The sequence below is a fragment of the Pseudomonas sp. R5(2019) genome, assembly GCF_009905435.1.
Classification (GTDB): Bacteria; Pseudomonadota; Gammaproteobacteria; order Pseudomonadales; family Pseudomonadaceae; genus Aquipseudomonas.
Window position 1 is genome coordinate 1 of record NZ_JAAAMT010000024.1, and the last position, 15,953, is coordinate 15,953.

11 protein-coding genes and 1 pseudogene are annotated in these 15,953 nt (G+C 59.2%); 5 read left to right on the forward strand and 7 right to left on the reverse strand.

Going from position 1 to position 15,953, the window contains the following annotated elements; all coding sequences use genetic code 11:
- The 5 genes and pseudogenes from GUY40_RS16365 to GUY40_RS16385 all read left to right on the forward strand — a co-directional run.
- Window positions 1-332 (forward strand): annotated as a pseudogene (locus GUY40_RS16365) (glucose-6-phosphate isomerase); the annotation flags it as partial.
- 114 nt (window positions 333-446) lie between these two features.
- The gene (gene acs / locus GUY40_RS16370) at window positions 447-2,384 is read left to right on the forward strand and encodes an acetate--CoA ligase (RefSeq protein ID WP_166569955.1); all 1,938 of its coding nucleotides are present in this window, start codon (window positions 447-449) and stop codon (window positions 2,382-2,384) included.
- 46 nt (window positions 2,385-2,430) lie between these two features.
- Entirely contained in the window at window positions 2,431-3,300 is an 870-nt protein-coding gene (locus GUY40_RS16375) for an oxygenase MpaB family protein (RefSeq protein ID WP_166569956.1), read from the forward strand.
- Window positions 3,301-3,469: 169 nt separating this feature from the next.
- Complete coding sequence (locus GUY40_RS16380; protein WP_166569957.1) at window positions 3,470-6,406, forward strand: DUF748 domain-containing protein; 2,937 nt, start codon at window positions 3,470-3,472, stop codon at window positions 6,404-6,406.
- Entirely contained in the window at window positions 6,403-6,723 is a 321-nt protein-coding gene (locus GUY40_RS16385) for a DUF2845 domain-containing protein (protein WP_256675778.1), read from the forward strand. The genes GUY40_RS16380 and GUY40_RS16385 overlap by 4 nt, the downstream gene beginning before the upstream one ends.
- Window positions 6,724-7,110: 387 nt before the next feature.
- Here GUY40_RS16385 and GUY40_RS16390 read toward each other — a convergent pair whose 3' ends face one another.
- From GUY40_RS16390 to nusA, 7 genes are all read right to left on the reverse strand, one after another.
- Window positions 7,111-7,470: a BON domain-containing protein gene (locus GUY40_RS16390; protein ID WP_166569958.1), complete on the reverse strand. Its 360-nt coding sequence runs from the start codon at window positions 7,468-7,470 to the stop codon at window positions 7,111-7,113.
- Window positions 7,471-7,747: 277 nt separating this feature from the next.
- Window positions 7,748-9,853 (reverse strand): polyribonucleotide nucleotidyltransferase, encoded by a 2,106-nt coding sequence (gene pnp, locus GUY40_RS16395; protein WP_166569959.1) that lies wholly within the window; start codon window positions 9,851-9,853, stop codon window positions 7,748-7,750.
- 253 nt (window positions 9,854-10,106) lie between these two features.
- Complete coding sequence (gene rpsO / locus GUY40_RS16400) at window positions 10,107-10,376, reverse strand: 30S ribosomal protein S15 (RefSeq protein WP_166569960.1); 270 nt, start codon at window positions 10,374-10,376, stop codon at window positions 10,107-10,109.
- Between the two features lie 113 nt (window positions 10,377-10,489).
- Window positions 10,490-11,407 carry a tRNA pseudouridine(55) synthase TruB gene (truB, locus tag GUY40_RS16405; protein ID WP_166569961.1) on the reverse strand — a complete coding sequence of 306 codons (918 nt, stop codon included), beginning with the start codon at window positions 11,405-11,407 and terminating at the stop codon, window positions 10,490-10,492.
- A gap of 3 nt (window positions 11,408-11,410) precedes the next feature.
- Window positions 11,411-11,812 (reverse strand): 30S ribosome-binding factor RbfA, encoded by a 402-nt coding sequence (gene rbfA, locus GUY40_RS16410; RefSeq protein WP_166569962.1) that lies wholly within the window; start codon window positions 11,810-11,812, stop codon window positions 11,411-11,413.
- Between the two features lie 118 nt (window positions 11,813-11,930).
- On the reverse strand, window positions 11,931-14,426 hold the full coding sequence (infB, locus tag GUY40_RS16415; RefSeq protein WP_166569963.1) for a translation initiation factor IF-2: 2,496 nt from the start codon (window positions 14,424-14,426) through the stop codon (window positions 11,931-11,933).
- Between the two features lie 27 nt (window positions 14,427-14,453).
- Window positions 14,454-15,935, reverse strand: a complete 1,482-nt coding sequence (nusA, locus tag GUY40_RS16420; protein WP_166569964.1) for a transcription termination factor NusA — start codon at window positions 15,933-15,935, stop codon at window positions 14,454-14,456.
- Window positions 15,936-15,953 lie beyond the last annotated feature (18 nt).

A 15,953-nucleotide genomic window follows, 5' to 3' on the forward strand; every position in this document is an offset into this window, starting at 1 on the left:
AAGCCGAACTGCGCGAGAAAGGCATGAATGAAGAAGCGATCCAGAAGCTGGCGCCGCACAAGGTGATCCCGGGCAACCGCCCGAGCAACACCCTGGTGGCCGAACGCATCAGCCCGCGTCGCCTGGGGGCATTGGTGGCGATGTACGAACACAAGGTGTTCGTGCAGAGCGTCATCTGGGGTATCAACGCCTTCGACCAGTGGGGAGTCGAGCTGGGCAAGGAGCTGGGCAAGGGCGTGTACCAGCGCCTGACCGGTGAACTTGACGCATCCGCCGAGGATGCCTCGACCCAAGGCTTGATCAACTTCTTCCGCAGCCGTCACCGCGGTTGATTGCGCGTGGCCGCTACCGCCCCGGTAGCGGCCTTTGCCGCTTCTCCCCCTTGATCCGTCCGAACACTGGGTGCACCCTTAGGGCTTGTTGCAAAACAAGAATAAGGATCCGCCATGTTCGATATCAGTGCTTATCCACAAGCCGATGCCGTCAGTAAAGCGGCGCAACCCAGTCAGGCTGACTTCCAGCGTCTGTACCAGCAATCCATCGAGCAACCCGAGCAGTTCTGGGCCGACCAGGCCCGGCAATTGCTGGACTGGAGCACGCCCTGGGAACAGGTTCGCCAGTTCGATCTGAAGACCGGTGCCGCCAGCTGGTTCAAGGGCGCGCAGTTGAATGTCAGCGTCAACTGCATCGATCGGCACCTGAAACAACGCGGTGATCAAGTGGCGATCCTCTGGGAAGGAGATGACCCGAAAGACTCCACTGCCATTACCTACAAAACCCTTCATCAACACGTCTGCCGCCTGGCCAACGTGCTCAAGCAGCGCGGGGTCAAGAAAGGCGACCGGGTGTGCATCTATATGCCGATGGTGCCAGAAGCGGCCTACGCCATGCTCGCCTGCACGCGCATTGGCGCTATTCACTCGGTGGTATTCGGCGGCTTCTCGTCGGATGCGTTGCGCGACCGGATCCTCGATGCCGACTGCCGCACCGTTATCACTGCTGATGAGGGCGTGCGCGGCGGCAAGAAGATTCCTCTCAAGCAAAACGTCGACAAAGCGCTGCTGAGCTGCCCGAACGTCAGCACTGTGCTGGTCGTGGCGCGCACCAAGGGCGACGTGCAATGGGTAGAAGGCCGCGATATTGCGTATCAACAAGCGGTCGACCAGGCCAGCGATGATTGCCCGCCTGAAGCCATGGAGGCCGAGGACCCGCTGTTTATCCTCTACACCTCAGGCAGCACCGGCAAACCCAAAGGGGTACTGCACACCACCGCAGGCTACCTGCTGCAGGCGGCGATGACGCACAAGCTGGTGTTCGATTACCGCGACGGCGAAGTGTTCTGGTGCACCGCCGACGTCGGCTGGGTGACCGGCCACAGCTATATCGTTTACGGCCCGCTGGCCAATGGCGCCACTACCCTGATGTACGAAGGCGTGCCCAACTACCCGGATGCCTCGCGCTTCTGGCAAGTGGTGGACAAGCATCAGGTCAACATCTTCTACACAGCCCCGACCGCACTGCGCGCACTGATGCGCGAAGGCAGCGCACCGCTCCAGACCACCTCGCGCAAGAGCCTGCGGGTACTGGGCAGCGTCGGCGAGCCGATCAACCCGGAAGCCTGGGAATGGTACTTCAACGAGGTCGGCGAGCAGCGCTGCCCCATCGTCGACACCTGGTGGCAGACCGAAACCGGGGGCATCATGCTCAGCCCGTTGGTCGGCACGCGCCGGATCAAACCCGGCTGCGCGACACAGCCCCTCTACGGCGTCGAGCCCGTGCTGCTCGATGAAAAGGGCAAACCATTCGAAGGCCCGGGCAGCGGCATTCTGGCCATCAAGGCCAGCTGGCCAGGGCAGATCCGCAGCGTCTATGGCGATCACCAGCGAATGATTGACACCTACTTCAAGCCCTTCCCGGGCTTCTACTTCACAGGCGACGGCGCCCGCCGAGACGAGGATGGCGATATCTGGATCACTGGCCGCATCGATGATGTGATCAACGTCTCCGGCCACCGAATCGGCACCGCCGAGGTCGAAAGCGCACTGGTGTTGCACGACAGCATCGCGGAAGCGGCGGTGGTCGGATACCCTCATGACCTCAAAGGCCAGGGCATCTATGCCTTTGTCACGCCCATGAACGGCGTCACGCCAGACGATGCCTTGAAACAGGAGCTGTTGACGCTGGTCAGCAAGGAAATCGGCAGTTTCGCCAAACCGGAACTGATTCAATGGGCGCCCGCTCTGCCCAAGACCCGCTCAGGCAAGATCATGCGCCGGATCCTGCGCAAGATTGCCTGCAATGAACTGGACAACCTGGGTGATACCTCAACCCTGGCCGACCCCAGTGTGGTCCAGGGGCTGATCGATAAACGCCTGAACCCATGACCCGCCGGGTGCCGTCAGACGGCACCCGGCCTCAACTCAAGTCGCCATGGAATTTATTCGCCGCCGTATCGAAACCCAAGTCCTGAGCCTGACCGGCCTGTCGCTTGGCCAACTGGATCTTGAAAACCCCAAGGGCGACCCCGGCCTGTTTGGACCGAACTCGGTGTGCTGGCAAGTGCATGGCGATTTCACCAGCATGCTGATCGGCGGGATCAGCGCCTTGCTCCTGCAGGTCCTGCATCCACTGGCCTTGGCGGGAGTGTGGGATCACTCGAACTTTCGCCAGGACATGCTCGGCCGATTGCGTCGTACGGGGCAGTTCATCTCCGGCACCACCTTCGGCGCGACCGGTGACGCCAACTGGCTGATCGACAAGGTCCGCACCATCCACCTGCAAGTGGTGGGCATTGCCGAAGACGGCCGCCCCTATGCCGCCAGCGACCCCGACCTGCTGACGTGGGTGCATGTCGCCGAAGTCAGCAGCTTCCTCGCCGCGCACTTGCGCTACCGTAACCCGCACTTGAGCGCTGCCGAGCAAGACCGCTACTACGATGAAATCGCACTGGTCGCTGAACGCTTGGGCGCTCGCAACGTACCCAGGTCACGTCAGGCCATCGCCGACTACCTGCAACGCATGCGCCCGGCGCTGGTGTGCGATCACCGCAGCCGTGAAGTGATTCGCGTGCTGCTCGACGCACCAGCCCCCAGCCGCCTGACCAAGCCTTTCGGCACCTTGATGATGCAAGCCGGTATCGACTTGTTGCCACTCTGGGCCAGCACCTTGATCGAGCGTTCACCGGGAAGCGTGCAGCGACACCTGATCCGCGCCAGCATCGGCGCCACCGCCCCGATCCTGCGCTGGGCGGTCCGCGACGGCTCGGTACACCGCGCCCGGCGGCGTATGGGCATCCGCTAGACGCTGTACAGTGGGGGGCAGCACGGCCCCCTCCTGCATTTTTCTGAAACCGCTGTAAAAATCCCACCTTGAAAATTCATCTTTCCGATCCGTTCCGTGGCCAATTCTTCGGAACCGAATTCGCGTGCCATACTCCAAACACCTCCGATCGAGACAGATGACGCCTCAGATGCCCAAAGGATTGAAACGCGCCATTGGCGCCGTGTTGACTGTCTTGGCCCTTTATAGCTTGCTAGGTTTTTTGATACTGCCGGGCATTGGACTGCGCGTCGCCAATCAACAGCTGGCCAACTATGCGACCACGCCTGCACACCTTGAGCGCCTTGAATTCAATCCATTGAGCCTTGAGCTGACGTTGTGGGGCCTGAAGATTGGCGAACCTGGCAAGGAGCAGCTGGGTTTCGAGCGCCTGTACGCAAACCTTCAAATCGACAGCCTGTGGACAAAAGCCCTGCACCTGGCCGGCATCGAACTGGACAAGCCGCGCACCGAACTGTTGTTCAACAAGGACGGCACACTCAACCTTGTCCGGCTGTTCAAACTGCCGGCCAGTGAAGCCACGCCTGAAGACCCCGAAAGCAAACCCTTCCCCCTGCGCGTCGACCAGATAAAGCTGGCCGGTGGTTACCTGCATTTCAAGGACATGCGCCCGAGCGAACCGATCGAGTTCCTCTACGACGACATGAATCTGGAGCTGAAAAACCTCAGCACCCTGCCCGACGACAACGCCGACATGACCCTGGTCGCGGCTGGCCCCGAAGGCGGTCGCGTCGACTGGAGCGGTCGGATCAGCCTGGTGCCCATTACCTCCGAAGGGAAGCTGAAAGTCACCGACGGCAAGATGAAGGTCTGGTGGCCCTATGTGCGTGACGCGTTGCCGCTGGTACTCGAGAACGGTGTGCTGAACTTCAGCACCGACTACAAATTGAATCTGGCCAAGGATACTCAGCTGCTGCTGGAGAACACCTCCGTCAGCATCGCCCCGTTTGCCATCAAGGCGCCCGACGGTCGCCCGCTGGTGCGGCTTGAACGCCTGGACGTGACTGAAACCTCGGTCGACCTGGCCAAACAATTGGTCACCGTCGGCAAGATCCGCAGCCAGAAAATGGAAACCTGGGCCGCGCGCGAGGCCGATGGCGAGCTGGACTGGCAGAAATTGTTTGCCAGCCAACCGGCGAAACCTGCGGCGCAAGAAAAAACCGCACCGCCAACCGCCGACCCCAAACCAGAAAACAAACCCGTGCCGGCAGCCCCCGGCAAGCCCTGGCAGGTGCTGCTGCGCGACGTACAGCTGCGCAATTATCAGGTCCACCTGGCTGACCGCCAGCCCAAGGAACCCGTGGCGCTTGAGCTTGGCCCGCTGAATGTCGATATACAAAATTTCGACAGCCTCAATACCTCACCCTTCACCCTGAATATCGACAGCGGGCTGGGCAAACAGGGCAAGTTGCAGGCATCGGGCGAGGTGAACCTGGCCCCTGTCAGCGCCAGACTCAAGGTCAGCACCCAGGACATCGACCTGCGTGTCGCCCAAGCCTATATCAGCCCATATATCCGCCTTGAGCTGCGCAGCGGCATGCTCGCCAGCGACCTTGACGTCGACCTCAAGGGCACCGAGCCCCTGACGTTGACCGTGACCGGTAAAGCCCAGGTCAATCAACTGCACACGCTGGACACCCTCAAAGAGCGGGATTTTGTGAAATGGCAACAGTTGCTGCTTGAAGGTCTGGAATACCGCCATGGCGACGTGCTTTCGATTGCCAAGGTCGACCTGCAACAGCCCTATGCCCGTTTCATGATCAACGAAGACCGCACCACCAACGTCGACGACCTGTTGATCCCACAGCCGTCCGAGACCAACCCCAAGGCCGCGGCCAAGCCTGCTGCCAGCCAGGAAAAGCCCCTTGGCGTGCACATTGGTGCAATCACCATCAGCGATGGTTCGGCCAACTTCGCCGACTTCAGCCTGACGCCCAACTTCGCCGCTGCCATGCAGCAACTGAACGGCGAAATTGGCACCATCGATAACCGGCTGCCCAAACCCGCCAAGGTCAACATCAAAGGCAAGGTGGACCGCTACGCCCCGGTGACCATCAAAGGCAGCCTGAATCCGTTTGACCCGCTGGCCAGCCTGGATATCGCGGCCAGCTTCAAACGCGTCGAGCTGACCACCCTGACGCCTTATTCGGGCAAATTCGCCGGCTTCCGCATCCGCAAGGGCCGCTTGAATCTCGACCTGCATTATCTGATTACCAAAGGCCAGTTGAAGGCCGAGAACAAAGTGGTGGTCGAGCAGCTGCAACTGGGTGAGAAAGTCGACAGCCCCGATGCGGTTGACCTGCCCATTCGCCTGGCAATTGCCTTGCTCAAGGACACCGAGGGCAAAATTTCTATTGAACTGCCGGTCAGCGGGAACCTGAACGACCCGCAATTCAGCGTCATGCCGATTGTCTGGCAGTCCCTGCGCAACCTGGTGCTGCGGGCCGCCCAGGCGCCGTTCAAGTTCATCGGCGGGCTGATTGGCAGCGGCGATGCGCAGGATTTGGGTACCGTCGCCTTTGCCCCGGGATCCAGCGACTTGAGCGATGGTGCGCAATCGGCGCTCAACAAGCTCGCCGCGGCACTCAAGGAGCGCCCTGCCCTGCGCCTGGAAATCGAGGGCACCAGCGCACAGACCAGCGATGGCCCGCTGATTGCCGAGCAACGCCTGGAGCGCGAATACCAGAGCACCTACTACAAGATCCTGCAACGTCGGGGTGACAAGGTCCCGGCCCAGGCCGCGCTGCTGCAGGTACCGGATGACGAAAAGACGCCTATGCTGGAAGGCATCTACCGCAGTCGCCTGAAACAACAGCCCCCGACTGAATGGGAACAACTGGACAAAACCGGGCGTACTGAAAAACTGCGCGAAGCCGTCCTCAAGTCCTGGGCCGAGAGCACAGCGCTGCTGCGCCAGCTGGGTCAGGATCGGGCCAGCAGCATCAAGGACTATCTGGTGGAAAAGGGTCAGCTCGCGGATGATCGCGTCTACTTTGTCGACGCCACACTGGGCCAGGCCGAATCCGATGGCCGAGTCATCTCGCCTTTGCACCTGGACAGCGAATGAGCCACACACCGTTTGGCATGACCAGACTGGTCATCGCACTGGTCGTGATGACCGCGGCCCATTGCGCAAGTGCCAGCTCCACCTTGCGCTGCGGCCGCGCGCTGATCAGCCTGCAGGCCAGCACGACCGAGGTTGCAAGCAAATGCGGTGAGCCTGTCAGCCGCGTCGTGCTGGGTTCAAGGGACGTTGAGCGGTATGGGCGCTATGACAGCCTGCTGATCGAAGAATGGACCTACGGTCCCATCAACGGGATGTACCAATACCTGCGCTTCGAAGGCAACCGCCTGATCAGGATCGACAGCAAGCGAGGAGGCTGAGATGCCGGTTTCTTGATCGGGTTCAGACTGCTGGCAAACCCAAATCTACCTGCGGGACTCGATGTAGGAGCCAGGCTTGCCTGCGATGCAGGCACCGCGTTGTATCAGGAACACAGCGGTGCCTGCATCGCAGGCAAGCCTCAATGCCAGTCAGTTAAGGCGAGATCTATGTGGGAGCGGATTTACCGGATCGCCGGACCGCCGCGAATGAAGGCACCGCGCAATGCCAGAAAAACCGCGGTGAATGGATTCGCGGATAAATCCGCTCCCACAGAGTCTGTGCCTTAACTGACTGGCATTAAGGCAAGCCTGGCTCCTACAGCAGGTTTGTAAGTGACCAAATCCTTTTGGTCTTCGCATGAACCGTTAAAAGCTCAGCGAAAAACTTTACTGGGATTTCAGGCCATCAGCCGCAACGGCTTTAACGCCTTTGATTTTCTTGGTAATGGCAACCGCTACGTCTTTCTGGCTATCGGTTACAGCGACGGTAGAAGACAGGGAAACCACGCCTTTGTTGGTTTCGACTTTAATGTCGCTACCAGGAATGCCTTTCTCGGTCAGCAAGTCAGCTTTGACCTTGGTGGTGATCCAGGTATCTGAAACGTCTTCCTTGGCTTCGGTCATTTCACCGGCAGCAACCATCATGGGAGCCTGAGAAGTCTGGGCAGGCTGTTGGGCGAACGCCGCGTTGACCAGAGTCAGGGTCAGAGCGGTGGTAGTAGCAGCAGCAATAGCGAACTTCTTCATACGAGTAACTCCTGTTTTTCGAAAGGTCTGCGCCTTGGATCAAACCTGGCGTGAGGGTAAACAGGTAGCTGCAGGGGATGTGCCAACCTGGCTAAAAGAATTAAAACCTTACTAATCAATAAGTTATTGATTACTTAATGATTGCTCGTCGTGCATATTGCAAGCTTGCCTCAACGTCCTGCGTGCAAGATGCATGTCCACCAGGCAATTGCTGCCTACGGATATCGCGCCCCAAAAAAAAAGGACCCCGAAGGGTCCCTTTTCAGCGAAGCTGACGTTAAACGCCAGATGCCTTGGCTGCAGCCACGTCCTTGATGGACAGCTTGATACGGCCGCGGTTGTCCACGTCCAGTACCAATACTTCTACTTCCTGACCTTCTTTCAGAATGTCGGTCACTTTCTCTACGCGCTGATCGCTCAGCATCGAGATGTGAACCAGGCCGTCTTTGCCAGGCAGGATGTTGACGAAGGCGCCGAAGTCGACGATGCGCTCAACCTTGCCGACGTAGATCTTGCCGATCTCGGCTTCGGCAGTGATGCTCAGAACGCGCTGACGCGCCGCTTCTGCAGCGTCTTTGGTCTCGCCGAAGATCTTGATCGAGCCGTCGTCTTCGATGTCGATCGAAGCCTTGGTTTCTTCGCAGATGGCGCGAATGGTGGCGCCGCCCTTGCCGATGACGTCACGAATCTTGTCGGTGTCGATCTTCATCGCGATCATGGTTGGAGCGTTTTCGGACAGCTCGCTGCGCGACTGAGCGATGATCTGGTTCATCTGGCCGAGGATGTTCAGGCGCGCTTCCAGCGCTTGGCCCAGAGCGATTTCCATGATTTCTTCGGTGATGCCGTTGATCTTGATGTCCATCTGCAGCGCGGTAACACCTTTGGAGGTACCGGCTACTTTGAAGTCCATGTCGCCCAAGTGATCTTCGTCACCCAGGATATCGGTCAGAACGGCGAACTTCTCGCCTTCCTTAACCAGACCCATGGCGATACCGGCAACCGGTGCCTTCATCGGAACACCAGCGTCCATCAGTGCCAGGGATGCACCGCAAACCGAAGCCATGGAGCTTGAACCGTTGGATTCGGTAATTTCCGAGACCACACGGATGGTGTACGGGAACACGTCGGCAGCAGGCAGCATGGCCTGGACCGAACGGCGGGCCAGACGGCCGTGACCGATTTCACGACGACCTGCACCGCCCATGCGGCCACACTCGCCCACCGAGAACGGAGGGAAGTTGTAGTGCAGCATGAAGGGGTCTTTTTTCTCGCCTTCCAGGGTGTCCAGCAGCTGTGCATCACGCGCAGTACCCAGGGTCGCAACGACCAGGGCCTGGGTTTCGCCGCGGGTGAACAGTGCCGAGCCGTGGGTCTTTGGCAGAACACCGACTTCGATGTTCAGCGGGCGCACGGTGCGGGTATCACGACCGTCGATACGCGGCTTGCCGTTAACGATGTTTTCACGAACGGTGCGGTATTCGATTTCGCCGAAGATTTCTTTCACTTCGCCGGCAGAAGGCTGGCCTTCTTCACCGGAGAACTTGGCGACAACCTGGTCACGCAGCTCGCCCAGACGCGCATAGCGGTCGGCCTTGACGGTGATGGTGTAAGCCTGGGAAACGGCTTCGCCGAATTCGGCACGGATGGACGACAGCAGTGCGGTGTTGGCAACGGCTGGTTTCCAGTCCCAGGTCGGCTTGGCAGCTTCGGCAGCCAGCTCTTTGACAGCCTGGATAACAGCCTGGAATTCGTCGTGGGCGAACAGTACCGCGCCCAGCATCTGGTCTTCGGTCAGCTCCTTGGCTTCCGATTCAACCATCAGAACGGCGTCGGTGGTACCGGCAACGACCATGTCCAGGCTGGAAGCGGCCAGTTGCTCGTAAGTCGGGTTCAGCAAGTAGCCGGTGCTTTCATGGAAAGCAACGCGAGCAGCGCCGATCGGGCCTTCGAACGGAATGCCGGAGATCGCCAGGGCAGCCGACGTACCGATCATCGCAGCGATGTCCGGATCAGTCTTCTTGCTGGTGGAAACGACGGTGCAGACTACCTGCACTTCGTTCATGAAGCCTTCAGGGAACAGTGGGCGGATCGGGCGATCGATCAGACGCGAGGTCAGGGTTTCTTTCTCGGAAGGACGGCCTTCACGCTTGAAGAAACCACCAGGGATCTTGCCGGCGGCGTAGGTTTTTTCCTGATAGTGAACAGACAGAGGGAAGAAACCCTTGCCTGGGTCGGCTTGTTTGGCGCCAACCACGGTCACCAGCACGGTGACGTCATTATCAACGGTGACCAGCACGGCGCCGGAGGCTTGACGGGCAATACGGCCCGTTTCGAGGGTTACGGTCGATTGACCGAACTGAAACTTCTTGATTACCGGGTTCACGGCTTCCTACCTTCTTTAGTTGCTCTGGGGGAACTGGTTTCTTGCGAAATTCTTGGGCAGAAAGGGGAATCGGCCCCTTTGACCGTCCAGATAAAACTTGAGGCTGGAAGCCTGCCTTGCCAAAGCGAACAAACCGCTCCAGCAAGACAGGCAACCAACCTCATAGATACGCGCGGCGCGTTCATCAAGCCAGGCTGTGAAGCCTGGAATCGACGTGCAGAACCCGCCGCGCACACCACTGGCCGGGCCGCTATTAGCGACGCAGACCCAGACGACCGATCAGGGCGCTGTAACGAGTGGTGTCTTTGCCTTTCAGGTAGTCCAGCAGCTTGCGACGCTGGTTAACCATACGGATCAGGCCACGACGGGAGTGGTGGTCTTTACCGTTGGCCTTGAAGTGGCCTTGCAGCTTGTTGATGTTTGCGGTCAGCAGTGCAACTTGCACTTCTGGCGAACCGGTATCACCGGCTGCTTGCTGATATTCGCCAACGATCTGAGCTTTTTCTTCAACGCTGAGTGCCATCTGGCTTCTCCAAATCAAGGAAACCGAATCATCGGTTTCCAATAGGCCAGGGACGAAACCCTGTATTTAAAAGTGAGGAGTGACCGTGCCTACTAACAGCCACCCTCGTCCGGTCATTCCGACCGAATCAGTCGACGCGGCGCGATACGCCCGTCTTCGCTCACTTCACCGATCCCGATGAAGCGACCATTGTGATCCTGTACCCGTACCATGCCGAACTTCGGCGCGTCGGGGGCACGTACCGGCTGCCCATGCAGCCAATAGAACGCGCTGTGTTCCGAGAATTGCAGCACAGGCCAATCCAGCAGTCCGCTGTCCGAGGGCAGCAGGAACTGATCGACCGCTTCATTGCCACCTTCGGCATGAACCCGCTCCAACTCTTCCAGGGTGACGGTTTGCGCCAACGAGAAAGGGCCTGCCTGGGTTCTGCGCAGTTCGGCGACATAGGCCCCGCACCCCAACTGCTCGCCGATATCTTCGACCAGCGTGCGGATATAGGTGCCCTTGCTGCAATCCACTGCAAGCCGCGCGCGCGTGTCTTCACACGCCAGCAGCTCCAGGCGGCCAATAGTAACAGAACGCGCCTCGCGCTCCACTACTTCGCCTGCACGGGCCAACTTGTACAACGGCTGCCCATCACGCTTGAGGGCGGAGTACATCGGCGGTATCTGACTGATTTGACCACGAAATTGTGGCAAAACCGCTTCGATATCGTCACGACCAACGGTCACCTCGCGAGTGCGCAAGACTTCGCCTTCAGCATCCGCGGTGTTGGTGGTAACCCCCAGCTGCATGACCGTCTCGTACCCCTTGTCGGAGTCGAGCAGGTATTGGGAAAACTTGGTCGCTTCGCCAAAGCACAACGGCAGTACACCGGTAGCCAATGGATCGAGGCTGCCGGTATGCCCGGCCTTTTCGGCATTGAGCAGCCAGCGGACTTTCTGCAAAGCGGCGTTGGATGTGAAGCCCAACGGCTTGTCGAGCAGGATGATACCGCTGACGTTACGACGAATACGCTTGACCTGTGCCACGGGTTACTCCTTGGCTTGCAGGTTCGAACTGCCTTCCTGATGCTGGCTGTCTTCAGCCACGGCGCGCTCGATCAACGCCGACAGGTGGGCACCCCGGGCAACGCTTTCGTCGTAGTGGAAGTGCAATTGCGGAACGCTGCGCAGCTTCATCTCACGAGCCAACTGCATGCGCAGGAAGCCTGCGGCGGAGTTGAGCACTTTCAAGGTTTGCGCGATGTCCTCGGCACTGTCCTGCCCCATCACGGTGATGAAGATCTTGGCGTGGCCAACATCGCGGCTGACATCGACCGCGGTGATGGTGACCAGGCCGACGCGAGGATCCTTGACTTCGCGGCGGATCAGTTGGGCCAGCTCACGCTGCATCTGATCGCCGATTCGTTGGGTACGGCTATATACTTTTGCCATTTCTCACCTGTAACTAAAGCGGCAAACGCCCGGCGAGGCTTGAGCCTGACCGGGCGTTGCGTTCAGAACCCGGGGCTGCGCAGTCTGCACAGCCAACCTGATTCCTTGAGCTCGCGACTTAGAGCGTACGAGCCACCTGGACCTTCTCGAAGACTTCGATCTTGTCACCGACCTTGACGTCGTTGTAGCTCTTCACGCCGATACCGCATTCCATGCCGGCACGTACTTCGGACGCATCGTCCTTGAAGCGACGCAGCGATTCGAGCTCACCTTCGAAGATAACGATGTCTTCACGCAGTACACGGATTGGACGGTTACGGTGAACGACACCTTCGATAACCATGCAACCTGCGATCGCGCCAAACTTCGGCGAACGGAACACGTCACGGACTTCGGCGATACCCAGGATGTTCTCGCGAACATCGCTGCCGAGCATACCGGTCAGGGCTTTCTTGACGTCTTCAATGATGTCGTAGATCACGTTGTAATAACGCATATCCAGACCTTCCTGCTCGACGATCTTGCGCGCGCCAGCATCGGCACGCACGTTGAAGCCGAACAGTACTGCATTGGAGGCCAGTGCCAGGTTGGCGTCGCTCTCGGTGATACCACCGACGCCGCCGCCCACTACACGCACTTGAACTTCGTCGTTGCCCAGGCCGTTCAGAGCGCCCTGCAAAGCTTCCAGAGAACCACGGACGTCGGATTTGAGGACGATGTTGAGCATCTTCTTCTCTTCCTGACCCATGCTCTCGAAGATGTTCTCAAGCTTGCCGGCGTGAGCGCGAGCCAGTTTGACTTCGCGGAACTTGCCTTGACGGAACAGAGCCACTTCACGGGCTTTCTTCTCGTCGGCCACCACGCTCATTTCGTCGCCAGCGTCCGGGGTACCGTCCAGGCCCAGGATCTCGACCGGAATGGCCGGACCTGCTTCCTTGATCGGCTTGCCGTTCTCGTCGAGCATGGCGCGAACTCGGCCATAGTTCGAACCGACCAGGACCATGTCGCCCTGACGCAGGGTACCGTCTTGAACCAGCACAGTGGCAACCGGGCCACGGCCCTTGTCCAGGCGCGATTCAACCACAACGCCACGGCCAGGAGCGGTAGGCGTAGCCGTCAGCTCCAGGACTTCGGCTTGCAGCAGAACGGCTTCGAGAAGCTCGTCGACGCCAGTACCCATCTTCGCCGAGACCGGCACGAACGGGGTGTCGCCACCCCACTCTTCTGAGGTCACGCCGTGTACCGACAGTTCGCTGCGGATGCGATCGAGATCGGCGCCCGGCTTGTCAATCTTGTTCACCGCCACGACCAGCGGAACACCGGCGGCCTGGGCATGCTGGACAGCTTCGATGGTCTGTGGCATCACGCCGTCGTCCGCCGCAACCACCAGGATCACGATGTCGGTCGCCTTGGCACCACGAGCACGCATTGCGGTAAACGCGGCGTGACCAGGGGTGTCGAGGAACGTCACCATGCCACGATCGGTTTCAACGTGGTAAGCACCGATGTGCTGGGTGATACCGCCGGCTTCGCCAGCCGCTACCTTGGCACGACGAATGTAGTCGAGCAGCGAGGTTTTACCGTGGTCAACGTGGCCCATTACGGTCACGACCGGCGCACGGGAAACCGCTTCACCTTCGAACTTCAGGGACTCGGCCAGGGAGTCTTCCAGGGCCGTGTCGCTGACCAGAGTCACTTTGTGGCCCAGTTCTTCAGCAACCAGCTGGGCAGTTTCCTGATCCAGTACCTGGTTGATGGTGGCTGGAGTACCCAGCTTGAACATGAACTTGATGACTTCAGCAGCCTTGACCGACATCTGTGCGGCCAGGTCACCAACGGTGATGGTCTCACCGATTTGCACGTCACGAATAACCGGACCGGTAGGGTTCTGGAAACCGTGGACGTTGCGCTTCTTCGGCTTGCCCTTGCCACGACCACCGCGACGGAAGCCATCGCTTTCTTCGTCGGTAGTGCGCGGGGCAGCGCGTGGAGTCGGCGCTTTTTCCTTGACAGTCGCGCGGTGCGGAGCAGCCTTGCGAGGCTCATCGCGGTCGCTGTTACGCGGCTTGTCCGGACGACGCAAATCGTCCTTCTTGCGTTCTACTGCAGGTGCCGGAGCAGCCTCGACGGCTTCCAGCACAGGCGCAGCAACCGGAGCCGGCGCAGGTGCTGTAGCAGCTGGCTGCGAGGCCGCTGGCGCAGGCTGACGACGCGCTTCTTCCTGAGCACGCAGGCGGGCTTCTTCATCAGCCTTCTGGCGTGCTGCGTTTTCAGCGGCGCGACGTTCTTCCAGCTCGCGCTTTTGCTCAGCCTGGATCTCTTCCGGGCTGCGCTGCACGAATACTTTCTTCTTGCGTACTTCTACGCTGATGCTCTTGCTGCCAGCGACACGCAGGGTACTGGTGGTTTTGCGCTGCAAGGTAATCTTGCGCGGCTCTTCCGCCTTTGCCTTGTGGCTGCTTTTCAAATGAGCCAGCAGAGCCTGCTTCTCATTGTCGGTCACAACTTGTCCGGCGTCGGTGTGCGGCAAACCTGCCTCACGCATCTGCTGCAACAGGCGCTCTACCGGTGCGGCGACCTCTTTGGCCAATTCTTTCACCGTGACTTGCGTCATGCACTTCTCTCCTCAGGCCGCGCCTACTTACTCGAACCAGTGGGCTCGGGCGGCCATGATCAACTTGCCGGCACGCTCTTCGTCAATGCCGTCGATGTCGAGCAGGTCATCAATAGACTGCTCGGCCAGGTCTTCGCGGGTAATCACGCCGCGCACCGCCAGTTCCATCGCCAAATCCTTGTCCATACCCTCAAGCGAGAGCAGGTCTTCGGCTGGATGGGCGTCTGCCAGCTTTTCCTCGGTAGCGATGGCTTTGGTCAACAAACGGTCCTTGGCCCGAGCACGAAGCTCGTTGACGATGTCCTCGTCAAAACCATCGATGTTGAGCATTTCTTCCAACGGTACGTAGGCAATCTCTTCCAGGCTGGTGAAGCCTTCGTCGACGAGCACCTGAGCAAGCTCTTCGTCGACTTCCAGCTCGTCGATGAAGTTGCGCAGGATGTCGCCGGTTTCAGCTTGCTGTTTGGCCTGGATGTCCGATTCGGTCATCACGTTCAAGGTCCAGCCAGTCAATTGGCTGGCAAGGCGTACGTTCTGACCGCCGCGACCAATTGCCTGGGCCAGATTGTCCGCGCCGACGGCGATGTCCATGGCATGAGCATCTTCATCAACGATGATTGCCGCCACTTCAGCTGGAGACATGGCGTTGATCACGAACTGAGCAGGGTTGTCATCCCACAGGACGATATCAACACGCTCACCACCCAACTCACCGGATACCGCCTGGACGCGCGAACCGCGCATACCAATGCAGGCACCTTGTGGGTCGATGCGCTTGTCCTTGGAGCGAACAGCGATCTTGGCGCGCGAACCCGGGTCACGGGACGCTGCCATCACTTCAATCAGACCTTCAGCAATTTCCGGCACTTCGATGCGGAACAGTTCGATCAGCATCTCTGGCGCTGTACGCGACAGAATCAGCTGAGGTCCACGGTTCTCGGTGCGGATTTCCTTGAGCAGCGCACGAACACGCACGCCGACCCGGAAAGTTTCGCGCGAAATAATGTCTTCGCGCGCCAGCAAGGCTTCGGCATTGTTGCCCAGGTCTACGATGACATTGTCACGCGTAACCTTTTTCACCGTGCCAGAGATAATTTCGCCCAGTCGCTCGCGGTAGGCGTCCACGACTTGAGCACGCTCGGCTTCACGGACCTTCTGCACAATGACTTGCTTGGCAGTTTGCGCCGCGATACGGCCGAACTCGATGGATTCGATTTTTTCTTCGATAACGTCGCCGACTTTAGCTTCAGGATAAGTTTCCTGAATTTTGCTCGGCCAGGTTTCGATAGCCGGATCGTCAAGATCCGCCTCTTCGACGACCGTCCAGCGACGGAAGGTTTCGTAGTTACCGGTGTGACGGTTGATTTCCACACGCAGGTCGACTTCGTCTTCAAAACGTTTTTTGGTCGCGGTGGCCAGAGCCACTTCCAGCGCCTCAAAAATTACGCCTGCCGGTACACCCTTTTCATTGGATACCGACTCAACAACCAGCAGTACTTCTTTGCTCATCGTACGCCTCGCCTTTCG